Below are 25,100 nucleotides of genomic sequence, written 5' to 3'. Positions count from 1 at the left end.
GAAGGAATTAATAATAAACTCAAGTTAATTAAAAGACTAGGATATGGCTTTCGTAACTTTAGCAATTTTCGATTACGCAGTTTATTAAATTGGCACTTTACTATTAATTCTCCATAAAAATAACCGAAGAACCATTAAGGTTAGATTGCTGTTTCGCTGGAGAATTGCTCAATTTCAAAGATAGCGAATTGGGAAGACAAAGTTCTGGGTGCGATCGCTCTTTAATCGCAGCATCCCGCGATTATGAAGTAGCTTATCAGCAGTTAGATGGGAAACATGGGGTACTAACAGGTGCGATTTTAGCAGGACTTAACCCACATCAAGTCCCAGAAGATGATTGGATTACAAATCGGACGCTTGCGGTTTCCGTCGAGCAGAGCCTACAAAAATACTACGATTTAGCAAAAATTCCCCAAACCCCACTGATTAGCAACCACAGGGAAGCTATTAAGCTGGTGCAAGGAAAAGCAAAACCCGGATCAGAATCGCAAAATGAGGATGCTGTCAACATCCAATTTCGGTTACTTTTCACGAAATACTCAATGCTGACTTCAAACACCAAGTACCTGTGGTCAAAGAAGTTATACAGAAGCACCAAACAGCAGCTTTTTTGATTCACGGGGAGCAATATTGCGGACAGCAACTTTTGGTAACTCGTTTATCTCACCTCAAACGCGAGTGGAAAAATATATCACCTATTAAAGTTGATGTCGGACAAAGGGCTGTAGGTGGTCGTCTCCCTTATTTATGGCAACAACTTACTTCCTGGTTTGGTTTACCCAAACATGCCCAATCACATCAAATTATAGAACGAGTGTGCGATCGCCTATTAACCCAAGATGTAATTTTTATTTTCGACAGGGTAAACGATATGCAACCAAGGGTATTATCTGGGTGGCTTCAGGAATTTTGGGAACCGCTTGTAGCTAGGGTAGAAGAACATTGCCCATCAAGACACAGGAATACACACCTGTTAATGTTTCTGGTAGATAATAATGGCAGCGTTTGCAAATCGGATATTTTGCTAGCACAGAAATATGATGAACCAAGCTATCCTCTCATGCCCCTTCATTTACCACCCATCAGCCCATTTACACTAGATGTCTTGGATGAGTTAATTGATAGGGTAGTGACAATACCAAAACTACAAATGCATGTTGATTTAACTTCCCAAATATTGTTTGAAAAGTCAGAAAACGGGATTCCTGAGTTTAGTTTATGAAGAAATTTGCTGCCACTGCGGTCATAGTTGGGAAGGAGGCTTGGCGAAATGGTTGATTTAGCAAGTGTACTCACCGCCAATGGTAAGCAATATTATGCAGGCAAGCCAATTTCACCCCAAGAGTGTCAAAAGTATAGGCTTTCTCCTTACTTGCCATCTTCAGAACTTATTAAAGCAGTTAACCTTGCCATTTTCTTAGAAAAACGCCCCTTGTTGCTCAAAGGTGAACCGGGATGCGGTAAAACCACTTTAGCTCAAGCTGTGGCTTACGAGTTGGGTTTACCCTACGAAAGTTGGTATATTAAGTCTACAACCAGAGCCAGGGATGGACTCTACACTTACGACGCTGTTGGTCGTTTGCACGATGCTCAACTTGCTCGCATGGGGGAAGCTAGCAATTCCAAAGTCGAGAATTTAGACAATTACATCAAACTGGGGCCTTTGGGGCGTGCGTTTAAAAATGAACAACGCACTGTGGTGCTGATTGATGAAATTGATAAAGCTGATATTGACTTTCCCAATGATTTATTGCGAGAGTTGGATGAGCAGAGATTTACGATTGAAGAAAAGGGAGAAGAAGTAAAAGCAAATTACCCTCCTATTGTCTTCGTTACCAGCAACGATGAAAAGGATTTACCTGATGCTTTCCTGCGGCGTTGTCTGTTTTATTATATTCAGTTTCCTTACCCACAGTTAGCTAATATTGTCAAGTCACACTTTTCGGAATCTTCCTCTGATTTAGTGGAAGCTGCGGTGAAGCGTTTTAGCGAATTGCGGCGGAAAATGGAAAAGGGTAAAGCAGGTAAAAAAGTTAGTACCAGTGAGTTGCTAGATTGGTTTGCAGTGTTGCGGCAATTTCCTGAAGATGAGGTGTTAAAGCAGTTAGAGGGAGAAATACCTTTTCCGGAAGTTTTGTTGAAGAAATGGGAAGACCATTTGCGGTATTTGAAATATGAAGCTTGAAGAACTACCACTGTTGGATATTTTTAACAGCCTGCGACAACGGCATGGTTTGCCGTTGGGGGTAGAAGAATATCTGGTGGTTGTACGTAGTTTAGAAGCGGGTTTTGGAATTAGCAATAAACAGGAATTAGAGCAGCTTTGCTGTATGTTATGGGCAAAATCTGAGGAGGAAAATCGCCTGATTCGTCGGTTATTTGAGCAGATGTGGAAGCAAATTGAATCACATCCAGTAGATTATGATTCACCTACACAAGAAAATTCCCAAAATTTCATAGACCAAAACCCATCAATAACTGACATACCAAATTCAATTTCACATTCATCTATACAAGAAAATTCCCAATCTTCCTCAATCGAAGCATCAATATCTGAAGCACCTTCAATTGATGAACCGTTACCTGATTTAGAGACAACTCCCACTATTACACCAGAACCAGTGCAAGCTGTCCAAGCTGTGCGAAATAGTCGCAAAGATAGGGAAATGAAACGCCCTATTTATATGCTTTTAACAGAATATTTTCCTGTTACCAAAAGACAAATGAAGCAATGCTGGCGTTATCTGCGTCGTCCGGTGCGCCAAGGAGTAGCCACAGAATTAGATATTGAAGCAACGGTGGCAAAAATTGGGCGTGAGGGGATTTTACTACAACCTGTACTGATGCGTCCGCGTACAAATCGCACTGATTTGGTGTTACTAATTGACCAGGAAGGCTCGATGGTGCCATTTCACGATTTATCGCGGCAGTTAGTGGAAACGGCAGAACGGGGAGGACGATTGAAAACAACCAATGTATTTTATTTTCACGACTACCCGGATGAATACTTGTACCGTCATCCGGCAATGCTTGATGCCAAAGCTGTTTCTGAAGTGTTGGAGGAAATTGGCGAACGAGCGGCAGTATTAATTATTAGCGATGCTGGCGCAGCACGGGGGAATTTTGACCAAGAACGGGTTGATAATACTAAGGCATGGATTGAGCAGTTACAGCAGTCGGTGCGTTATTATGCTTGGCTCAATCCGATGCCGAGTGAATGCTGGCGACAAACAACTGCTGGGGAAATTGCCCGTTTTGTGCCGATGTTTGAAATGAGTCCGCAGGGGATGAATGCGGCAATTAGTGTGTTGCGGGGTCGATATATTGTAGTAAAAGAGTTGGATGAATCTTTATGCTATTAGAGTTAAGACAATTGAGGATTCAACCGGGACAGCAACTGTTACTTGAGGACGTTAGCTGGCAGCAATTTGAAAATATTTTGGCGGAATTAGGAGAACATCGCGCTGCCAGAATTTCTTATAGTCATGGTTTTTTAGAAATTATGGTTCCCTTACCCGAACATGAAAAAGCCAAAGAAATTATTGGCGATATAGTCAAAATTTTACTGAATGAACTAAGTATCAATTATGATGCTTTAGGTTCAACCACCCTAAAAAACGAAAAAATGAGTCAGGGAGTAGAACCGGATACTTGTTTTTACATTCAAAATCAAGCGGCTGTTATTGGTAAAAATCGCATAAATTTAAGTGTAGACCCACCCCCAGACTTAGCTATAGAAATTGATTTAACTTCTCGCACGCAATTGGATAATTACCAAATTTTGGGAGTACCAGAACTTTGGCGATATGGAAAACAAGGCTTACAAATTAACGTCTTGCAAGGTGGAAAATATGTAGAGTCAAATTTCAGTCCTACTTTTCCAGATGTTCCGATAATTGAGCTAGTAAATCAATATGTCCAGCAAAGTCAATTTGTTGGTAGCAGCCAAGCAATTCAAGCTTTTAGAAATTGGCTGCGGGATAATATTTAATTGTGCCTTTTATTTGGAACGAGTTATTTGCAATGGCAGTCAGTTGAGGTTATTTGATGCCTACCACAAACAAGGAGCGGGAAATACGAATCGCCCAAAGAAGGGTTGAAGGGTTTGCCCAGCAGTTTGGGGAAGCACACCGCAACTTGGCTCGTCATGCGGCGTTTCCTTTGGTACTTACACCCGATTTACTCTACCAAATTTGGGCAAACTTTGTCCCTGAAGCCTCTTGGACGGCGGTAGCTCATGTGTTGCTGTCGCGGTTGTGTCGGCAGGTGGGTTATGAGATGTATGAGATGGATATTGCTGACCGTAATTTGTTGTTGCGGGAATTGAAAGAGCAGTTTGGACAGGAAAGATTTGATGAATTGGGGGAGTTTTTGCTGGATTATGTGGCGCAAGCGTTGGTTGGGGATGATCCAGATACGCAGGATTTAGCACAAGCTCAGGAGTGGACGGCGTTGGCTTATACCAAGCCGTATGAGGCAGCGCGAGAATTGGCGCAGAAGTTGAGTGAAAGGGTAACAGGGGAGGATGTGGGAGAAGTATTACGGCTTGCTTCTTTCGTGGAGACTTTGGCGGAGCCTATCATGGAAGCTGGGTTTGAGCCTTTATTGGTTTACTCACTTGCAACCAAGAGTTTTATATTTGGCAAGCTAGAGAATGCGGTTGAACAATTTGAGGAAATTCTGGATGAAGAAAGTCAGCTATGGGTTGCTGGTGTAAGTTTGCCTATTCCTGAAAAGATAATCAGTGCAATTTTAGAAACTAAAGAACCTAAAATTCGTTATCTTCAAGCCTCTGAACCTGCATTAAGAATAATTGAACAAGCTATAGAAAGAAGGCGTTGGGAAAAAGTCGATAAACGTTGGATTAAAGCTGCTAAAACTTCAGTAGAGAATTTAGAAAACTTTTGGAATAGATTAAAAATTCCTGAAGATGATTTTATCAGAATTTGTCAGGCTGTAGATGTTGATTGGGAAAATATTAGATACCAGGGTCACTTTAGTATCCTACGTACCAAAATAACAGATGCGGAAATTCTCAAAGCTACTCTCCGAGACTTGGGAATTGTCGTGAAAACAGAGGCTGATGTTCGTGGTTTTAATATAAGAGTTCGTTCTGATGTTGTTGCAGTTCTTGACGGCGAATGTGACATAGGTTTTTCTCAAAATTCCGATGGTTCTTATGACTTAATCGCTGACTTGTGGGGCGTTGCACAAAAGCACAATCAGACGGAACTAATCAACTCCATCTTTCAGAAGTATGCCGTTAATAAAACTTTGGCAGAAGTCAAACAGCGTGGTGTTACTAAAAAGATGAAATGCCCTAAATGTACTTCTACTCAAATTGGCAAATATGGTTACTTGCATGGGAAACAAAACTACATTTGTCGTAATTGTGGAACTCAATTTACAAATTTTTAACTAACACTAATCTCAAAATAAAATCTTTCAACAATGTAATTACCTCTACGGATACAGTCCTTGATTCATCAACACTTGTCGTTCAAGTAGGCGATTAGGAACATTCAACTGAAGTAACCTTGCAGTCCCTTGACCAATCTGAGTTTTCCCTTCAATTCTCGCACGTTCAAGATAGAAATGTTCATCCCAAACCTGACGACGGGGATTAAACAATGGGACAATTTCTTTAGTAATTTGGTCTATCGTAGCAAAATCAGAACCTTTATGACGGTTGCAAGATAAACATGAAAGTGCCAAATTATCAGCAGTCGTTTCACCTCTATGTTTTACCGCAATAATATGGTCTACTTCATGGGTATAAATTGAAAAATCCTGATGTATTAGGCAATATTCACAACATTCTGAAGCTCTCTGTATTACAAGCTTACGCAGTTCCGCAGAAATTGAATTAGATGTCATCTTAGCTAATCGCGTTTTAAAGCTCGTGCCTTTAATAAAATCATCATATGTTCTAATTGCTCATAAACATCTAACTCAGCTAATTCCATTGGACTAAGTGTTGCAGCTCGGTTTTTTTCTAATAATTCTGACAACCGCGTTTGAGCTTGAGGTGAGACTTTAAAAGCAATAATTTCTTCTGGAGTTGGACGCTTAATTAAAAAATCAAGAACTTCTTGATAAACTGCGGGAATATCTGTCGTCTCTGTTTTGATTGTTGGCTGAGAATTTGTTGGTAAATTAGCAACGTCTAACAATTGCCAAAGCAATTCAGGTAAGCGATTTTGCAGAGGTTCTAAACGTTGAGCTAGTTCATCAGAAATTTGAATCGTTAATTCTGCCATATGTGATTCTTCATCGGCGCTATCTGCTTGTCTTTTATCCTAATTATAGCTTTGCTACCTTTCAAGTAGATTTTATCACAGCCATCATCTCTGCAATAAGTGGCTGATACTGAGAATTGGAAAAGGGTCGAAAATCATTGATCGCATCAACACTCATTTTACACAACAGGCGAAATTGGAGCGGAGTTGGAGGTTTATTGACACGCTCTACCTGCACCTCTATGTTAGAATTTTGTCGCAGAAACTCAAAAATTTCTGCAAGCAAATATCGTGGACAATAACCCACAATATAATGGTCTTCGGTGTTTAAAATTAAAGCCTGAGAATCGTAGAGATTTTGAAATTCGTGAGCAAGCCATAACTTTTGCCCAAATTCAAGCTGATTAATCCGCTCAATGGCACTGCTTGGCAGATGTCGCAGTCCATGCGAGAAAAAGTAAAGATGGTATTGTCCTTGTTCATCAACTTCTGGACAAGGAAAAACGGCGAGTGTATCTGTTTCTCGTTCGCCCCCACTGCGGGCTAAAATTGTAATTGGGTCATTTTCATCATTCGGAATATTGAGCCATTCAATAAAACTTGAGTAATCGGGACGCGATCGCGACATTAACCGATTAGCAAATACTGGAAATAATTGAGTTGATGTATAGATTTCATCTAAGCGTAGAAAGGACGACAAAGCTTTAAAAGCAGATTTCTCTTCAGCCTCTTTTACACCTTGGGTATAGACAAATTGATAGATACATTGGTCAAATGTTAACCGACCAATGGGGAACCAAAAGCGACTAATAGGGTCTTGCCAAGCTAAAAATAATGTTTTCGTTGTCTTCAAGATAGTGTTTCCCTCAAGGTAATTAGCTTGTGTTTATTGATTTCAAGAATGGATTGAGCAAAATTACTGGCTTCGGGAGAGATGCGGGAGAGGTTAATGCGATTAAAAATATCTAAAATATTTGCTTTGTAAATATTTTCAAGTTGCACCAACCACACACAAGCAGCTTCGGGATAGCGATTAGCAACCAGTGAGAACACATCAAAAGTTTTAAGAGTCTTTCTATCATCAACACTGCCATAAAACGCCGAGAAACATTTGTTTGCATAAGCCTCAACTGAGCGTTTCTGTCTTTGAGAGTCAGAGAGGTCGCGTCCTAAACATGAAGCATGGTCGTAAGTAGGTGCTAGGTGTTCCGTTTCTTCTGAAGTCGATGCTGTTTTCATTCGGACAATTCCCCAGTTTTCGTGGTGGCGATCGCCGTTACCAATCCACGCATCTAGCAGAAGATAGCCAACAAACACATCTACTGCTGTTTGGATGCCAGAGGGCGGTGTCCAATCAATGGGTAAATTTACAGATTCGCCTGCGATCGCCCTCAGCACTACATCTATTGTATGTTGTGATATACCATAAGTCCCAAACGCAGGGTAGTTCGGCACAATTGAGGAAAGAAGCTCGTTACCATGAACAAGCGTCCCCCCTTGTGATAAGCTGATGTGCAGCTAAATTGTATAACACGAAAACGTAAAATTATTGTAGTGCGGGCATCTTGCCCGCATCGCATATACAAATTAAATACGCAACAGCTTATGTTAAGAGACCCGTTGGGTGTGTATGAAAAAGCAGAAGAAATGGCAGACAAGTACTATCAGAAAGTCTTGTCAAAGCTGGAGGCTGAGTAGTGCAGGCTAGCATAGCATGAATTTAATTATATCAATTAGTATCAATACCTTTGCCAATTTACGAGGGTTCAACGCCCGTAGAAATGGGATGAATACGACCTAAAGCAGTAAGCTTGGCAAAAATCTGAGTTAATAAAATAGGCTTACTTCCTTTTGGTCGTCCACGCTGATGTTTCTCTTTCGGTTTTATTCCTTTAGCTGGTGATGACCTACTTTTTTCTATATCACTCTTTATGACCTGTTCTATCTGAATTGGAAATGAGTATCTTTGCTCAACACTTACTAATGATAATGTAAAAAAAGATAGTCCTAATATAAGTTTGCTATCCAGGCTAGAAAAAAATCTATCCAGCCCGTAAGTTTGTTTCCCTGATTTACTTATTACAACTTCATCTCCTGCTAGCAAATATATCTCATTCACACGAAATAAATGCAAGCAATTGAATAACCAGAACAGCGTCGCCCAAGGGATTACTGTCTGAAAAAACCGCAACATCGTCCGATAACTACCACCAATACCTGTCCAACGAGAAATCCCCAACATGGTGACTCGCCCGCTCATTGCTAACATCGCTATGATTATCTGATTCAATTGCCGCATGGTCGTAGCATTTCTTTGCGGTAGCAAGCATTGTAAAAGTGATAGTATGTCGAACATGGGCGAATTGTAGCTTTTGACTTGTCGTTGTGGAAGACAATAACTCTACTACATCAGCCCTCTCCCTTTATACTCTTTTTTTGGCACAGGTATTGCCTGATGTGTCGTGTTTGTTCTAAGCGTTTCCTAGAATAGCATCAGATGATCCCCTGAACTCTCTGAATATCCCGTCTTATTCCTGCATTCGCGCCAATTTCTGCAAGTCAAGTTTTGATATGAATAATACTTACCCAGTCACCTCCTTCAGAGCCATTTCCACTAAATCGCTCAGGAACACCAGGCCAAATATTGTTACCATCCAATGCTTGAATCTTGCTAACTGTTAATTTATTGTTATCTAGTTTAAGAATGTAAATTTTACCTCCATCGACTAACCGCCATTTTAAATTTTCTTTTTCCGTAAACAAAATAATATTTGGGGAAAGGGAAATTCCTTTTTCTTGAAATTGCTGACGTAATCCATCAGGAATCATCCCTTTATTTAAATATCCTTGTAAATTAAATTTTTCGCTATCAAATAATGGTTCCTCATTCATAATCCAGTCGCCATGCAATGAGACAGTAAACTGATAGATATTACTTTGGTGAAAGACAGCTTTTTGCGACCAATCATCAGGCGTAATTAATCTAACAGCTTCTGTATAAGCAGTATTTTCACTTGTCAAAGATTCAACTTCTGTAATTAGATTGATATTACTATCTAATATATCATTGCCTATTGCCCAACGGATAGATTTTATTTCAGTTTTCGTAACTTGAACTGGCTCAACTTTCATTGGCAATATATAAAATACTTCACCTTTCAATACATTATCCGTATGAGCTAAAACAGATATACTACTCTTATGTAAACTATCAATTCTTACTGGTTTTTGAAACTGAATTACTAGACCTAGTTTAGTAAACAAATTTCTTAAATTCTGAGATTTTAAATTAAATAATTGATCCTCTGTAACATTGTTAGAATTTTCCTGTGTTTCTGCAATAGTAGCTTCTAAAACTTGATCGTGATGCCAACTAGCATTGATTATGCGATTGAATTCTGTTATTGCTTGTGTAGTGGTTTCTTTCTGATTAATAGGTGTTGCAGGATTTTCCTGAGAATTCGCTAGTATAGGATTATTATCTTTATTACTTATAGGTGATATAGTGCTTTCTTGACTACCAATCTTTCTTCGGCAATCATAAACTGTTACATTATTAGGATTACCTAAAAATACTGCTAGAGGTGCATAATAATGCGCTATACCATGCGGTGGTTGAGGTTGAGGCTCTAATTTTCCTTCTTTGTTTTTTTGTTTAGGCCATTCTACATTGCCAGTAGCTGTTCGGACAGGAATTAACCAATAATCACCTACTTGATAAAAGTTATTCTGAGTATCTACTTGAAATTGAATCTCAATTCCATCTTCAAGGGGGAACCATTTATTACTCCCTTCAGATAAATTTACTTCGACTTCTTTAGAGTCCCAACGGCGTAATAGAGGGTGCTTTTCTGGAAGCAATGTGTTGCTCTTGCTATCTCCTGAGAGAATGACTTGATTCTCAATGCGATCCACTTGCTCAACTTTTAGTAGTTGGCGATCGCTATCTCCAAGTATATAATCATCATTGATGATTTCAACCCAATCACCTGCTGATAAACTAGAATTTTTGTCTTTCCCTAAATGTTCTAGCTTGAATACAAGTACTGAGGAATTTTTCTCAGTAGATGTCACAATAGGAAAAACAATTGAGCTATTTTCGCGTGACCAAACAAATGATAGTTGATTAGTGTTCTTAGCAGTAAAAACTTTAAAAATTTCCGCCCGATAAAGATGGTTTTCAGCACCACGAAATTTGGAATTAAACGGAATAACACATGGATCGTTTATTCCTGTAGAACTAGGCTTTGTAATTCTGGCAATAATTTCGCCTTTTCCAGGCTTCAATAATTCTTGACCTAGCACACTCTGAAAATAGTCACGATCCTTACTAACTTGCTTGGCAACCGTTTCAATATCTTGATTATCTTTTAATTGTTTGAGCTTGACTTGCCAAACTAACTTAGAGCGAATTGCTGTATCTGCTCCCCCTAAAGCAACTTCACGAATATTAATTTTGAAGTCGTCACGATCTTCAATCGGAGTTATATGTCGTTCCCAAACATCAAGATAAGCAAGATATGTTGCTCCATTTAATTGAACTTTACAAGGATCTATAACTTCCGGCGTAAAATCTGGCTGCTGAAGATAAGATACAAATTCCTCATTTTCACAAAGTATACCATCTACATAATAATTGCCTTTGCTAATTAAATAGCTTTGGCATTGGAGCCGTTTTTTTAATTCATGTTTTTCTTCATCATTCAGGTTATTAATATTATTAATCTGCTCTTCAGTGGCGATAAATTCAAAACCACAATTCTGCTCTGGGCCACCTTGTAGTCCAAATATATCTTTAGCCAAAGTTTGCAGGCGATTTAGTAAAATCGATGTCTGTTCGTTGAAGTCTGCATCTAATTGCACTCTACCTTGTTGCATCAATACTCGAAGGAAGTGCTTGCTTTTGTCGTAGGTATCACGAGTAAAATCGCCTCTAAATTCTCCTTGCATAACAATCCTCTTTAGCTAGCGTAAATAATGCCAATTTCAGTATTAGCGGGTGTATATTCATCTAAATGGATGCGTAGGTTAGCCTCTTTTTGAGGCTGATATAGATTGTGAAAAGCACCCATTTCTGATTCATCATCAGCGCCACGTTTGATTTCATCAGCGCAGGTTGACGCTAACTGACAATAAGTAGGTGTGCCATAACGTATACTGTTGAATTGAGGTCGTAAGTGATGTCTGATGACAAGCAGGTTTGTATCTAACTGTTCTGTCTCTAGTTCAGTTTCTTGTCTAATCTTTTGCTCCACTAAATCAGGTTGACAATTATACCGACGTGGTGTGCGTGAGTTGGGCATCACGTAGCAGAAACGGATACAACCTTGTTGACGACGAGCAACGAATATAATGCCGTTAAAAATACTGTTTTCTGCCAAATCAATTGCATGTACTTGCATCTGACCAATGACTGTGCAACGTGCAATAGTCAACCGCACATGGGCTATAGAATAACCCACTGCACCGATCGCTTCACCTTCTATATTGATAGCATCTATAATGCTATCACTAATATTTATAGGTAAAGGGTCAGTCTCTAGCTCATCTTGGTTAACCTGAATGGAGCCAATAATACTGTGTGCGATCGTTACGCACGCATTGATATTAAATAACTCCAAACTTGGCTCGCTAGAACGTCGGGGTTCACAGTCACAATGTAATGACCAACCCGGCACTAATGTAGAATGACGGATAATAATCGCAGCTGGTTTTTGCATAATAGAGGTAGAATAATCTCCAAATTGAGTAGGATTACCTTCTATATGCACTCCCCGACCAGTAATCAATAAACCATCGAGAACAAAGCAACTTCCTGACTCTACTGTAACATTTAAAGCATCACCTAAAGAAGTTCTCCAATCGAGAATGCGTATCACCGGACGCTTGTGGTTAGCTGCACGTAATTGCAGACTTTGATTGTTTTCCAGTTCAATATTAATTCGTTCTACATAAACACCACTATCAATAATTTCAATCACAGCATTATGGGGTTTGTCTCGCTGCCACTGTGAGATTGCTTCAGTAATAGTTTGATAATACCCTCGTGAAGTTTGACTGACGCTGTAATGAGCATAATGCTTTCTGATTTGAGATGGAAAAGCTTCTTCTAATAGCAAACGATTACAGCGAATCAGTTCTTTACCTTGGAGATTTTGCTGAACCAAACGTTTAGTTTTGGCACTCAAGGTGATAGACGCAAAACGTTGTTCATCATAAAGGCTTTTACCTAAAAGTAATTGATTTAGCTCTAGGAGCAAAGCTGCAATTAAAGCTGGTTCGGGAGGAGGACTGGTGTAGACATCCAAAAGCCTTTGGGTATCACTGGAAAATTGCGATCGCAAAAACTCGGATAATGCAGAAGCATCTTGTTGTGAGCTAAAAATTGCTGGCTCTTGAATATCACCAACATCAAGTAAGAAATGTGCTGTAGAATCTAACAAAGTTCGGTCATATTCGCCACCACCAATATTAGCACTGAAACCATAATGATAAGAAACCCAAACACCATTTTTTGGTAACTGGCGGATCGGAAAAATCATTCGGCCTAATTCTGGATCAACTGCTATATAGTCTTGCTCTAGTTGATAATTCCAATCGCCCAGATCGGCAATAATAATTTGCTCTGGAGAGATTAGATGCAGTTTTGAGCCAACACCTTTCCAGACTTGCAAACTTTTGGTAAATTCTTCTGGATTTGGGTTTGAATCAAAATAATCGCTTTTGTGAGATTGCAAAACTTGCCGTTGAATGGGAATAGGTAAATTTAATTCGCAATCAATTTGGGTTGCATCTTTTGCTAATTGGGGACGAGTGTAAAGCGGAGTGTCGTTACCCGTAATACTAAATGTGTAGCAGTTAGAGCTAACTTCTTCCAAACAAAAAGCTGGTGTGACAGTCATAGAATAAGCTTTTAATCGCCAAACAAAAATACCAATATTTGGAGTATTATACTTTCCAGGTTGCTCTTGTGAAGAAATATGGTGGATATCTACTGTATGAGCTAATTCATCGAATGGGCTATTTAACTTTGTGATTCCATCCACCTGACGCAGATTTAATGTTGTTGAGGTTGACGAACGTAGGTGATTGATATGCTGTGTTTTGCTAACTAGCCGATCAAATTCTACAACTCGTATCGGCCAGCCAGCTATTTTATCAGCCAGCAATTCTAATAAAGCTAGCGTCCCCTTGCGCCGTCGATAACGAATAGTATTTGCTACTTCCCGACGAGGATTTAAAATCTTGTTATCTTGCTGTTTTGTACCAGAACTATGAACGCTTTGATAACCAATTAAATCACCAATGTATGGTACTACCCAATCTTGGCAAGTTTCAATAAACCAGTTCTCATAGAGTTGAGTAATATCTGCTTCAACAATATCTACTTGTTCAGCAATGACACGTAATAAATCCCGTAGGGGATAGCCAAGTTCTGCATCACGTATGCGGTAAACGGCTGGCAACAGTTCATAAAGACGGTCTGGGGAATTGCTCATGATTTCAACTCCTTCAGAATTAGTGTATCTGGTACTTTCGGGTTGAGAATAGCTAATTGAGCCGGGAAAAGTTGATTTATTGTTGAATCAAAAACAGCCAAGTTTACAGGAATCCATTGTTTTGGTTGTCCATTTCCACGAGTGCTGCCTACTTTTGCCAATTCTTGAAGTTTGGTATTTAAAATGCCTGGATTTTGGGCTTCAGTTTCGGAAACGCTATCTAAAATATCTACATCCACGTAGTCTACGCCAGGTACTTGTTGAATCGTGCTGATAACTCCGCTGAGGACAATATTTTCTCCTAATTCCTGATTTTTAAAGCTAAACTTATCGAACAAAGCAGTGCGAATTTCCTGTGCTACAAATGACCATTGATAATTTGCTAAAATTCGCACATTAGCGCTGATAATTAACAGCATTAGTTCCCGTATATCTATTTTTAGTGACTGATAGGGGTCGCCAAACTGGTATAATGCTTGTACGAAACTACGATATAAATCTGAATTTCTATCAATATAAATATCATCAGCCCCAGCGATGGTAATATGCAGAATTTGCTCCGAACCATTTGAAAGACGTTGAGCATTTGATTTGCCAATTCCAGTAAAAGTACGCGCAAAATTGGCATAGTCCTGCACGGAAACTGCACGGTTGAGAGATGTTATGCCAACGGGTGCATTGCGGCGTATTTCATAATCGCTTTCTGGGTCTGCGCCTCCTGTTGCTGCTATGGGGTTGAGTACGCCACTCAAACCTAGAGGTTGCATTGCTAGTTGGTTAATTTTTTCTGCTGCAACATTACCACTTTTGCCAGTGCCAGCGCGGTAGATTGCTTTGACATTTTCAATCCCACTAGGCAACCTAGCTCCATGTTCACCATTGCCAAAGATAATAGTTGTATTGCCATCACTATCAGTGTGGGTGATATAGGCGTGGTCTGTTGGACTTAAGTCAATCAAATTTTCTACTTTTTGCCAACGGACATCATTAACATATACTTCTAAGGTGCTAGCAACGCCACTAGGGATAGGTGCTGGTAGATAGCTAAGGGGCGGTAGTGATAGAGTAAATTGTTGATTTGCTTTAGTACCATCACCACTGCCCAGTATTTCAGTATGAGTCTCGCCATGAGTGGCTTTGACTACGTTGCCATAGATAGTAACAGTCTCTCGTTTGTAAGAATAAGCTAAAGGTTTAGCAAATTTTAGGAATGTATGGGGTTTGTCATTGGATAAATTCGCACATATATCTTGTCTCACCCCAGCTAACATAACAACTTCGCTAGCCCAGACACCGTTGACATCAGATATATCACTGCGTTCACCGGAGATAATTAACCAACGTCCAGGTTGGAGATTTTCGTAGAGATTGTCTAGTTCAATTTCCATCTGGTCAGATATATAATTTTGATCGCTTGGTGCATCTTTAAGGTCAACTGGTTTTTCCACCAAATTCAAATCTTCACTCTTGAGATACACTGTGGTTTTACGCATGACATCTAAAGATATATCCTGTTCTTTTAACCAAGGCTTATCTAAAGTGAGTTGGGTAATTCTTCCTACTATGTTATAGGCAATTTTAGAGATGTTTTCAACTTTTATTACTTGATAAATCTCAATTTCATTAACATCTACACGTTCAATCGCTAGGTAACTTCCAGGTGTAATTCCATCATATTGAGCATCTAAGGCTAAGATATTTCGTAATTCTGATGGTAGTGTGCTAGAGGAGCTTGATATTGACTCATTTACATCTGCAATTTGCCATTCCTCATATTTTTCAATTCGCCCTTGCTGGTCAAAAATCGGCTTCAAAGCTACGTCATGTCCGAAAGGTGCAGCTTTGATTCCTAAAAACTCAATTCGGTTTAACTGATTAGCAAAATTAATTTTATTGTTGGTTAAAATTTGATATATTGCTGTGTTTGAAGCGGGATTTAAAGTATTATTAATTAACCGAAAATTCATATCAATATTTTCGGGAGAGAAAATCTGTTGTTTTGTCCGCTCAAGTTCTAGAGCATTGGCAGGTTGTAAGGATGGCAGTTTGATTAATTGTTTTATTCTTTCTTCTATTGTATTTACTGAATTTTTATTAGTTAATTTTTGTGTAACTTTTGGTAGTAATTGTAATGTCATTTTTGTCCGGTTTTCCTCTGCTTGAGGCTCAATAATTTTAATTTTGCGAATGAATTGTTTAGCATCACCAAAGATCAGTAAAAGTGGATCGTTAGGTTTGAGATTCGCATTTATACCATCTAAATAAATCTTATCAATTTCGGTAACGGTTGTTGAATTAACTTGTTGTGGTTGACTCATCCGGGGCTTGAGTTGATTCAACTGGGCATAAGCTCGCAGTTTTTCGGATGTTTCAAAAAATTCCGGCGATTCGTTAGAATCAGGTATACTCTGGCTACTCAAACCAACAGGAATTTCCAAATTGTAACCATCTTCTAGGGTAAAAGCTAAATAAACGCTGGCGCTAACACCGGGACTATGTGCATAGTCTACTAATCGAGCTAATTCTACTAAGGAACGTCGCTCAATCGCAGTACGTAAGTAACCTTCATTGGCTATGCGTTCCTGATAAAATGTTAGAACGTCTGCGACAGTAGCCCAAGCATCTAGTAGAGCTAAAGACGTGTCTTGAGGATCGCGGGTTTTTAGATGTTTGAGTGAGGGAAACTTGCTCTCACCCAGACGCGCTTTCATTGTCTCGAAAAAGCTTGCATGGGTTCCAACTCGATAAGCTAGGGTAGAAAAACCAGGTTGATTTGCTACTGATGTGGGAGTGATAATTTGGACACCTTCACAGCAACCACAACTAGAGCGATCGCTTGGTTTATAGTTATGACAGTTACAGCTACAACTTAATTTCATCTGCCACCTCGCAAATCGAGTGTAAATTTACCGTTTTCGGGAAAGTTGGGGTTGTTGTCGAGTCGGGCAATTTCCGAAGAACCAATGGGTAAAAAACCTGCTTCAATCTCGTGATTGTCACCTGCAAAAAGACGTTCTAGCTTAGTTATAGAGACGCTTTCAACGCCTGGAACACTATAAGCTTGAGCTACAATCTGACTTAATGCAATTCCTTGCCCAAAAGTCAAGTTATCGGGATGGAAAAAACCACGCCGACCATCAGCTAAAATCCGGTTACTGAAAATATCCAGTAAAGCAGCTTTGACATGACCGCGCAAATAGTCAAATTTGACATCAACTCTCATCGCTATATCTAAACAGACGTATGCTGCTCGTTGAACGATGACATCATGACCAATGCGACGATATTTTTCTAGGTCTGTGGTAATATTTTCCAGTAATTTGCGATCTACCGTTTCTTTGTTGAAGGGATCTACTGTCACCCAGACTTCATACCCACTGCCCGTCCAGCGTAAGGTGGCTGTTGCTTGTTGAACTTTTGTTGGGAAATGTTGCATTACTAATTGTGCGTAGTCATCAGCAGTAATGGCACGCTCTAATTTTTTGTGAGATAGGTGCGGTGCATATAATTTCACCTGAGATAGAGGTTCGGGTGCTGTCCCACCTTGAGCGCTTAAGGGCTGGTGTGGCTGCAATGTCGAACCACTAATTGGTTCATTGTGAAAAACAATATAAGAAATCGCTTCAGCACTAATATTACCTGCAAGTCCATTACCTACCCGGTAAGTTGCTTGGAAGTGAGTATTGGGTGCTGGTTTTATTCCTAATTCACCGTCTCCAAAACGCAAGTGAGCTTGTCCATCGTTGTCCATTTCCACAACAAAATGTTGATCTTCGTTGTTGCTGTCTATGAGATCGTATTGGGGAGTCCAAGTAGAGTGATTTCCAGTACTCCTAAGTTGGATTTGGGGTAATGCTTGCTGGGGGTCTTGAATTAAGAGACTTTTAGCATCTTGGGTGAGGTTTTTTCTAGACAGAGGTTGACTGAAAATTAAAGGCGTTTTTTGCAAGGTAGGACGGAAGCGATCGCCAACTACTAAAATTTCTCTAGGTTCGCCTTCCTCTTCGCACTCGTGAATTATCTCTTTTCCCGGTACAGTTCCTAAATCTTCCCGTTCAATAGTGCGTCCATGATCGACTAGAATCACATTGCCTCTGGCAACACTAATATCAACTAGCTGACAATCTGGTGGGACTATTGCCGAAATACAAAGGGGAAAAGGTAATGCGTCTTCTTCTGCCCATTCGATTTCTACAATTGGCTGATTGTAAAGTTCGTCTACACTTGCCTTGACATTTGTCAAGCGTACAGCATGGCGATGCTTCATATCTGCATCTTCTGGGATACCTGTTTTCGGACTTCTAATTTCTTCAAAAATTAGGATGTCACCAATTTTTAGATGCAATTTTCGCTGATGTTCAAGTTGGGAAGAGGAATTTGCCCACTCTGGCTGTGTGGGTTGTATAAATTCATCTACTAATGTAGCGCTTGTGGAACCATAAGAAAGACAGCATGAACCATCGCCCCAAGTATAAAATAGGATTTTGTTATGAGCGTTGTAGAGATGAATCGGTAAGGGCGTTAGCGGTTCAAAAACTTCATAACTGTTAGGAGGAACATCATCTAGGTGGCGAATATCTTCTAAGATAGTGCCAAAGGGAGGCGCGTTTTTATAATTAGTAATAAAGTAGAAATTTTTTGTTTCCAGGGAAATATCAATACTTGTCTCCAGCCACAACCAAGTACGTGCATTACAACCCTCATGCATGGGATAATCGATCAGACGGGCATGACGGCGAACAGAAATCCGTTGGCGGGCAGTTTCTAGATAAGCTTCTGTGGCTACAGCGTCCTGATAGTAGCTGAGATAATCGCCAACATAAGCGAGGATTTCCACTAAAGTAATTCCTAAATCGGGAACATGACGTTCTTCCCAATCCGGCATTACTAGGGAGAGGCGGTCTAAAATCAACTGGCGAAAACTAGCATAATCTTTAGCCAAATAGTTGATAGCTGGTTCAACTAATTGTGTTGGCGGAGAAGTTTGCTGTTGCAAGCAATCCATGTCAGTGTTACAGATCCCATCTCGGAATTTAAATTTTACTTGGGAGTAGCGCGGGTCAAAATTGGGATATGGTTGATCTGTGGGTTTGCCCTGTTCATCTAATGACACCAAGCGCAAAGTATACACAGAGAAATCGCCAGTTTGGTCAAGATTAACTGTTAAGTAACTCTCACAATTTTGAGGACTTTCTACCTGTAAATTAGTCACATGAAGATGGCGGATGCGCTGGCCGCCTTCAATCAAAAGATTCTCTTTTTTCAGGTTTTCTGGTATCGAACCTAAAAAATAGACATATAGCGATCGCAAATCATCGCTAACTTCTACATAATCTAGCCCGTTTTTTCTTTGCCTGCGGATTTCTTGGCGGCGCTGTTCGTTTTGGGAAGTTAAGGTGTGGCTATTCATGGCACTGTCGTCCTAAAAGTAGCTGTTTGTGTCTCCCCAGAACTTTGCACCAAATACTCCACCACTATGTAAAGGCTGGAATCAACGTTTGTTACTTCCAAAGTTTGCAGATCGATTAAATCGCCCAACCATTGCTCAATAGATGCTTGAATAGTAATTTGCATAGCTGTTGCTAGTTCCGGGCTATTGGGTGCAAAAATTAAAGACAATACACCACTGCCGAAATCTGGGCGGTTGACTCGTTCGCCAGGAGTAGTAAACAGTAGTTGTTCAATTAAGTCGCGGATGTGTTGATTTTCATCGCTGGTGCTGGCGGTGTGATAGTTTCTATCAAAATGGAAGGGAAAATCGATGTTGATGACATTCCTTTGCCTGGGCAGATTTACGAGATATTCTGGCATCAAGTCACCTCCAAATCAAAGTTGTTAATCGATACCTTATTACCATTCAGATTCACAGTGGCATTGTTTCCATTGTTGATTTCAATTCCCGAACTATTCATCACTATTTTCATAGTTTGCTTCCCGATTTTGGCTTCAATAATTATGCTTTGCTTACCTTGTTTATCATTGATTTCAATCCTGCCAATATCGGTTTTAAGTACCTTGGTTTCTGGGTCATAAGAATTAGCGGGTACTATGTTTGGAACCTTTTCATCTGCCCAAAAGCAGCCACTCCAAATTGGGTAGTCTGGATCTCCGTTTTCAAACTCAATCCACACTAAAGCACCTTTGGGTGGAATGAGGAATAACCCAACTCCTTGCCCAGCATAGGGAACGCAAGGTAATGCCCAACCGCTAGGATCGTTGCCAAAAATTTCTTGCACTTTTGCTTGCACGCGACCAATCTTCCACGGGTCGCTATTGTCAGATACTACGCCTCGGTATTTGCCGTAAAAAGAAGGTCTTTGTTGATTTATACTTCCATAAGTATCAAGTTTTGATTGGTTCATACTTTTAACATCTGAATTGTTGCACCTTGTCCCTCACGTTTCAAGGTAAAACTTTGTTTATATTCGCCACGCTTGATGCGATGCGTTACTTGTTTGACGTAGTAATAACCGCCGTAAGTTTTTCCCACACCCCGCACTCCCACCAATTGACGCACTTCTAAGACATAACCATAGCGAACAGTATCTACTTCCCCGCTAGCAGTTACGGCATTTTCCTGCGAACGGCTAGCCAATAATTCGGTTTCCTTTTGAGCTAGGATTTTTTCGAGTTTATTGGTGGAACGTAGCACTTCTGTTCGTAATGATTTAGCAGGCTTGTTAGCTAAAGCTTGACCGGGCGATTTAGGAACCTGAATCGAAATTGATGTTCCAGTTTTCTCATCGCTAATTGATGCTTGAGGTTTAATAGATTCTAGAGCATTAAAATTGAAACTTATAGATGAATTTACATTGGTAAACGCCCCCATGTTCATTGACAATGCTGGTTGATAAGGAGTAACTTTCTTTTTTTCCTCACCCCAATAAGCAATATTTTTTCCAGGAGTTTTATCGGGCTTGATTTCAAAAATAAAACTATTACGTAGAGCTAGTTTCTGAATAAACTGTAAGTCTGTACTTTGCTGAGTGGTAATTTGTTCTTCTTTTTTGGGTGAAAAATCTCTAGTAGTATCTTGTACATCTAATGTCAGCCCATATCTAACTTTATATTTTTGTAAAATTTGCTTAACAATTTGAGAATCAGATAAGTTTAGGTAGGTTTCATTTTTATCTTCCAGATCGAGCATAAGACTAATATCTTCACCAGTAACTATTAGCCTTGATTCCCCTGGTTGATTACTTGGGGCAATTTGATGATCGGTAATAATGCCGTCAATTAATATAGGGCTTTGAAGACTACGGCTTACACCGACTTTTACATTAACTATGATTTGAATAACAATTCGATTCGGAGGATTCAAAATATCTTTTTGAAGTAACCAATAATCTGAAAAGTTTTTTAATTCTTTACTAAGACTAAAGGTCATTTGAAAGGCACTGCGATCGCGGTCTTGTTGAGTCACTTCTAAGTCTATCAGCGCGTCTATTACTTCATAAGGCGCAGGTGTTGGTATGGTGCTACCAATCATGAGTTTTAGACGAATATCTGAGTCAGGCATAAGTTAACCTTTTTAAATCAGAGGAATACGCAGTCGCCGACCAATTTGGGCAGTCAATTCATCAGGGTGCATAGCGTTGTTAGCATCGCATAGATGCCAGAAAACTTCCGGGTCATGTAGATAATTTGCAGTGATATTATCTAGGCGATCGCCTTCGCTGACTTGATGTTCTTGAAGAATTTCAAACCTTTGTGATGACGGTAAAAATCTGCGTCTGAGGTAACTGATAGTTTGATTTGATGTTGTTTGCCACTTGGCAATTTCTATATCGTAGTAACGACTGCTTTCAGTAAACATTTTACTCTTTTTTATTTTACAACTAAAAACTTATATTTACCGAGATGTTTTTGAGAAACTTACAGATGAAATAATTCATGATTAAAGATAGCCAAGTTTATAAGAAAGAAGCAACTGTCTTGATAACAATCGCAGCCGTGTTTACCTTAGCTAGAAGCTCTTTTTGCTTGTGATAGACTCTGAACAAGCTGCTGCCTTTATGGTCAAATCTCAAATCATTTGTGCTTAATACTTGCATACCTAAACTGACTTTGGCACGAATGGGATTTAGTTTAGAATCGAATGCTTCTTCGGTAATGCTGAACTCAGAGAGGCGTACTGGCATTACACGATTTAAGCTCCATATAAATACACTTAAATCCGCCTCATTTGGTAAGATTTCTAAAACACCTGTGCGGGCGAGTTGATTGTTTGTCTGAATTTGGCTGCTTTTAGGATAGATCAGGGTTTCTAGGGCTGCTAATTGAGGGTATATGCCAAACAACACTGTATCTGGATTTTTTGCAGGAAACTCCAGTTGATCTGTAGCATCAATTTCTGCGTCTAGTTGAATAGTCTCTAGCGGTGGTGCAACTAGACGCAAAGCTTCTAGGCGATCGCTTCCTTCAGAACCCGCACCTCTTACCTGTAAAGTGCGTCTGAGTGTTTCGGGATTGTATTGCAGTATAATCAATCCTTTGGGGAAAAAGCTAACAGCATCAAGGACGGCGATGGTTGCTTTTAATAAGCGTGGCGCATAGGGAAAGTGAGACATAAGACTATTCCTAATTTATTTGTGTTTTCTGGTATTAATTTGGGTAATTGCATAGATTAATGTAAACGATAAGATTGGCGATCGCAGTCTAAATAGGAGTACAATACTTTGCATATATACTAAGCTTTGTCAAGTTGCTTTTGCTCTAAAATTAGTAGTCATAAACGTTCCCGTGCCGGAGTATTGGAGAGTGGTGTCTGGTTCTGGTGGTATTGTTGGTTGGGTAGCTGGAACCATTACCTGAAATTTTGCTTTGAATGTATTACCTTTGAGCAATACTGCTTTTCCCTTAGATTTAACTTTTTGGGATTTTTGATTACCAGCTAAGGATTGAATAGAAAGTATTCCCATACCTGGGATGAGAAAGGGCGGACTTGTGTAAGGACACCCAGGAAGAATGACTTTTTTCTCGTCGCCATCGATGCAAATAGTCTTTTTGTTAACTGTAGCTCTCCCAGTACCAGTTAAGAACCCAGGACGTACTACAACTATTGCTTTACCAAAGATGGGGTTGAATATGGCGCGATCGCCAGTGATGAGGATATAGCCAAGCATGGGTTTTATTTAATTCGACTTGTTGGATTACTGAGTTTGATTCAAAGTTCCAATGAGCGATTGCATTCAATTTGACTAGCTATTTTCTCGGCAGTTGATGAGAAGTGTTTCAGGATTTTCTACAGGAATGCTTACTCTACAAGTAAGTGATCGCATTTAATTTGAGTGGATATTTTATTAGTGAGTGATGAGAATAATTTCAGTTTTTTAAAAGTGTTTTCACCTAGTGCTACGCAAATCCACGTAGGGTGTGTTAGCGTCAGCGTAACGCACCGGAAATCAGATACAGATGGTGCATTACATTTCATTAACGCACCCTACAAGATCCGCGAGCACACTACCCGTATTTCTCACAAGCTTCCCTGCTTTGATGCAGCAGAGGGGCAGAGGGGCAGAGGGGCAGAGGTGCAGAGGGGAAAGAGCCTGGTATTTGAACTCTCCCCTGCTCCTCTGCTCCCCTGCTCCCCTGCACAAGCGCAGGCTTTGAGGGGTGTGGTGAGAAATCTGGGACTAATCCACACACATCGGGAATGGCGCTATCGGCTAGCCGAACACCAACGGCAACACCCCACGAACAGGCATATGTGTTGAAGCCTGATCCATAGTTGCTGGCGTACCATGGGCATTAGATATAAATCTTGCCTGCTTATTCTGCCTTAGCATTGCATCCCCAACTCCCAGTCCCCCAGCAGCGTAGTGGTACAACTCCATTACGTTGGTTGTACAGTTCCATCCACCTGTGATGGTTGTATTACCCGCCCCGCCTGCTCCATTTAGCGTTACGCCGCTAACCCGCTTACTACCATCCGGATCTGGTAGGATATTCTTTGCATGTGCGGAAATTGCCGCGTCCCTTGTTTTGTATTCCTTGCGTTCTACATCCACCTGCCGCGTTGAGACTGAAGGCATCGTTATTCCTAACTGTTGGGCACCGAAATATATACTCGCCCGCGCTTTACCGTTGTTTTTTACCGCATTAACTGCGCTTCTCGCTAACAGTGCTTTAGTTCCACTGATCACCCAGCTAAATGTCCGATTATAACCAATATTGGTACTCCCCGGTGCCTCGTTAAATCGGCGTAGCGATTTTTCCCTGGCATCTTCGTTGCTAAGTGCACAATGCTCTTCAAACATCCTGTCGTTTACCGTGGCACTGAAGGGTTTTGCTGCCTGCCCTTCTTGTCCTAGATATGCTTCCCTCGCCAAATTATCTGGCAGTTCCACCCATAGAAATCCTCTGTTAAAGAAGGTCTGGAAATTCTCATCTGGAATTGCTACTCCCCGCCAGGGTCGTGTCTTTAATTCAGGCGGTAAATCGTTGAGGTCGAATGCTTTCGTCGATCTGTTGAAATTTCGCCAAAGTATACCTCTACCCGCTTTGGTGTCATACATTCTCCAGATAACGGGATTACCACTCTCCACCGTTATGGCTGATAATAGTGAGGGTTGCCCTGTCCTCAGAATTTGGTTGGGCGATCGCCTCACTGCCCCCCCATTCTGCTGCACAACATGGGTCAACTCATGAGCAATCAACTCCTGCCCTCCCCGACTCCCAGGCTCATACGCTCCTTGCCGAAAGAACACGTCCTGCCCCGTCGTAAACGCCTTCGCCTGTATTGATTGATTCAATTGGTCAGCCTGAGTATCCGTATGAACCTTCACCCCACTGAAATCAGCGCCAAATGCCTGTTCCATCGCTTCGCGTATATTGTCTGTGAGGGTTTGTCCGCCCCCCCTTGCTCGGTTAATGGAGGCTTCTAAGTCTAGCGTAGCAGCCATCCCACCATCACTAGACTTACTCTGTAATATTGGCGACCTCATCATTCTTGCTTGATTATCTTTTGTCTCCATCGTCTCTCGCTGAACAGTTTCATCTTCACCTGACTGCACAGGTGGTGCATTTATTCGCTGCACCACCTGTGCCGCTACCCTATCCGCTTCCTGTTCGTATTTATCCCCCACTGCGCCAATCATTAGCTTAGTCATAATCTGCTGTGATTTAGTTGTGCTGATAGGCACTCGGCTAAAGTCTTTAGATAAAGCCGAATTATTTGATGGCTGTGCTTCTTTATCTTCTGTTGATTGCACCCCTGCATCCGAAACAGAACGAACGGCAGCACGCTGTAAAATTCCACTCGCCTGGGATTTCTCACTTTTTTGCTGCTGATTAGTTTGGGCAATTCTTTCACTAGTCATGGTTTCATTCCTCAATATTCAACATGCCGTTCATTGTGCTG

General features: G+C 40.5%; 22 protein-coding genes and 2 pseudogenes. 8 read left to right on the top strand and 16 right to left on the bottom strand.

Annotated features, from left to right (window positions below; translation table 11 throughout):
* From V7K61_RS15825 to V7K61_RS15790, 8 genes and pseudogenes are all read left to right on the top strand, one after another.
* Window positions 1-117 (top strand): transposase (locus tag V7K61_RS15825; RefSeq protein WP_335054481.1); only part of this gene is annotated, 117 nt, incomplete at its 5' end.
* A 47-nt stretch (window positions 118-164) separates the two neighbouring features.
* Window positions 165-614 carry a hypothetical protein gene (locus V7K61_RS15820; protein ID WP_335054473.1) on the top strand — a complete coding sequence of 150 codons (450 nt, stop codon included), beginning with the start codon at window positions 165-167 and terminating at the stop codon, window positions 612-614.
* Window positions 569-1,222, top strand: a complete 654-nt coding sequence (locus V7K61_RS15815) for a hypothetical protein (RefSeq protein ID WP_335054471.1) — start codon at window positions 569-571, stop codon at window positions 1,220-1,222. The genes V7K61_RS15820 and V7K61_RS15815 overlap by 46 nt, the downstream gene beginning before the upstream one ends.
* A gap of 48 nt (window positions 1,223-1,270) precedes the next feature.
* Window positions 1,271-2,185: an AAA family ATPase gene (locus V7K61_RS15810; protein WP_335054470.1), complete on the top strand. Its 915-nt coding sequence runs from the start codon at window positions 1,271-1,273 to the stop codon at window positions 2,183-2,185.
* Entirely contained in the window at window positions 2,175-3,362 is a 1,188-nt protein-coding gene (locus V7K61_RS15805) for a VWA domain-containing protein (RefSeq protein WP_335054468.1), read from the top strand. The genes V7K61_RS15810 and V7K61_RS15805 overlap by 11 nt, the downstream gene beginning before the upstream one ends.
* Window positions 3,353-3,991, top strand: a complete 639-nt coding sequence (locus V7K61_RS15800; protein WP_335054466.1) for a Uma2 family endonuclease — start codon at window positions 3,353-3,355, stop codon at window positions 3,989-3,991. Before V7K61_RS15805 ends, V7K61_RS15800 begins: the two co-directional genes overlap by 10 nt.
* 986 nt (window positions 3,992-4,977) lie before the next feature.
* Window positions 4,978-5,301 (top strand): annotated as a pseudogene (locus V7K61_RS15795) (DUF1257 domain-containing protein); the annotation flags it as partial.
* A 9-nt stretch (window positions 5,302-5,310) separates the two neighbouring features.
* The gene (locus tag V7K61_RS15790) at window positions 5,311-5,418 is read left to right on the top strand and encodes an IS1/IS1595 family N-terminal zinc-binding domain-containing protein (protein WP_442936318.1); all 108 of its coding nucleotides are present in this window, start codon (window positions 5,311-5,313) and stop codon (window positions 5,416-5,418) included.
* A 45-nt stretch (window positions 5,419-5,463) separates the two neighbouring features.
* On the opposite strand, the gene V7K61_RS15785 is transcribed toward V7K61_RS15790, so the two are convergent.
* From V7K61_RS15785 to V7K61_RS15710, 16 genes and pseudogenes are all read right to left on the bottom strand, one after another.
* Window positions 5,464-5,877 carry an HNH endonuclease gene (locus tag V7K61_RS15785; protein WP_335054464.1) on the bottom strand — a complete coding sequence of 138 codons (414 nt, stop codon included), beginning with the start codon at window positions 5,875-5,877 and terminating at the stop codon, window positions 5,464-5,466.
* A gap of 5 nt (window positions 5,878-5,882) precedes the next feature.
* Window positions 5,883-6,260, bottom strand: coding sequence for a hypothetical protein (locus V7K61_RS15780; protein ID WP_335054462.1), 378 nt, complete (start codon window positions 6,258-6,260; stop codon window positions 5,883-5,885).
* Between the two features lie 61 nt (window positions 6,261-6,321).
* Window positions 6,322-7,092: an HIRAN domain-containing protein gene (locus V7K61_RS15775; RefSeq protein WP_335054460.1), complete on the bottom strand. Its 771-nt coding sequence runs from the start codon at window positions 7,090-7,092 to the stop codon at window positions 6,322-6,324.
* A complete protein-coding gene (locus tag V7K61_RS15770; RefSeq protein ID WP_335054458.1) occupies window positions 7,089-7,694 on the bottom strand; it encodes a hypothetical protein in 606 nt (201 codons plus the stop codon). The genes V7K61_RS15775 and V7K61_RS15770 overlap by 4 nt, the downstream gene beginning before the upstream one ends.
* A gap of 385 nt (window positions 7,695-8,079) precedes the next feature.
* Window positions 8,080-8,595: pseudogene (locus V7K61_RS15765) on the bottom strand (transposase); the annotation flags it as partial.
* Window positions 8,596-8,798: 203 nt separating this feature from the next.
* A complete protein-coding gene (locus V7K61_RS15760; protein ID WP_335054456.1) occupies window positions 8,799-11,189 on the bottom strand; it encodes a DUF6519 domain-containing protein in 2,391 nt (796 codons plus the stop codon).
* An 11-nt stretch (window positions 11,190-11,200) separates the two neighbouring features.
* Window positions 11,201-13,738: a hypothetical protein gene (locus V7K61_RS15755; protein WP_335054455.1), complete on the bottom strand. Its 2,538-nt coding sequence runs from the start codon at window positions 13,736-13,738 to the stop codon at window positions 11,201-11,203.
* Window positions 13,735-16,617 (bottom strand): putative baseplate assembly protein, encoded by a 2,883-nt coding sequence (locus tag V7K61_RS15750; protein WP_335054454.1) that lies wholly within the window; start codon window positions 16,615-16,617, stop codon window positions 13,735-13,737. The genes V7K61_RS15755 and V7K61_RS15750 overlap by 4 nt, the downstream gene beginning before the upstream one ends.
* Entirely contained in the window at window positions 16,614-19,148 is a 2,535-nt protein-coding gene (locus V7K61_RS15745; protein ID WP_335054452.1) for a putative baseplate assembly protein, read from the bottom strand. Before V7K61_RS15745 ends, V7K61_RS15750 begins: the two co-directional genes overlap by 4 nt.
* A complete protein-coding gene (locus V7K61_RS15740) occupies window positions 19,145-19,549 on the bottom strand; it encodes a GPW/gp25 family protein (RefSeq protein WP_335054450.1) in 405 nt (134 codons plus the stop codon). The genes V7K61_RS15745 and V7K61_RS15740 overlap by 4 nt, the downstream gene beginning before the upstream one ends.
* On the bottom strand, window positions 19,549-20,100 hold the full coding sequence (locus tag V7K61_RS15735) for a phage baseplate assembly protein V (protein ID WP_335054448.1): 552 nt from the start codon (window positions 20,098-20,100) through the stop codon (window positions 19,549-19,551). Before V7K61_RS15735 ends, V7K61_RS15740 begins: the two co-directional genes overlap by 1 nt.
* A complete protein-coding gene (locus V7K61_RS15730; protein WP_335054446.1) occupies window positions 20,097-21,257 on the bottom strand; it encodes a phage late control D family protein in 1,161 nt (386 codons plus the stop codon). Before V7K61_RS15730 ends, V7K61_RS15735 begins: the two co-directional genes overlap by 4 nt.
* A gap of 12 nt (window positions 21,258-21,269) precedes the next feature.
* On the bottom strand, window positions 21,270-21,554 hold the full coding sequence (locus tag V7K61_RS15725; protein ID WP_335054444.1) for a LysM domain-containing protein: 285 nt from the start codon (window positions 21,552-21,554) through the stop codon (window positions 21,270-21,272).
* Window positions 21,555-21,651: 97 nt separating this feature from the next.
* A complete protein-coding gene (locus V7K61_RS15720; protein ID WP_335054442.1) occupies window positions 21,652-22,308 on the bottom strand; it encodes a hypothetical protein in 657 nt (218 codons plus the stop codon).
* A gap of 129 nt (window positions 22,309-22,437) precedes the next feature.
* Window positions 22,438-22,863, bottom strand: a complete 426-nt coding sequence (locus V7K61_RS15715) for a hypothetical protein (RefSeq protein WP_335054440.1) — start codon at window positions 22,861-22,863, stop codon at window positions 22,438-22,440.
* Between the two features lie 543 nt (window positions 22,864-23,406).
* Complete coding sequence (locus V7K61_RS15710; protein WP_335054438.1) at window positions 23,407-25,059, bottom strand: eCIS core domain-containing protein; 1,653 nt, start codon at window positions 25,057-25,059, stop codon at window positions 23,407-23,409.
* Window positions 25,060-25,100 lie beyond the last annotated feature (41 nt).

This window comes from Nostoc sp. (genome assembly GCF_036918015.1).
Classification (GTDB): Bacteria; Cyanobacteriota; Cyanobacteriia; order Cyanobacteriales; family Nostocaceae; genus Nostoc.
The sequence above is the reverse complement of the archived record's forward strand: the minus strand, read 5'-3'. Positions and strand labels throughout refer to the sequence as shown.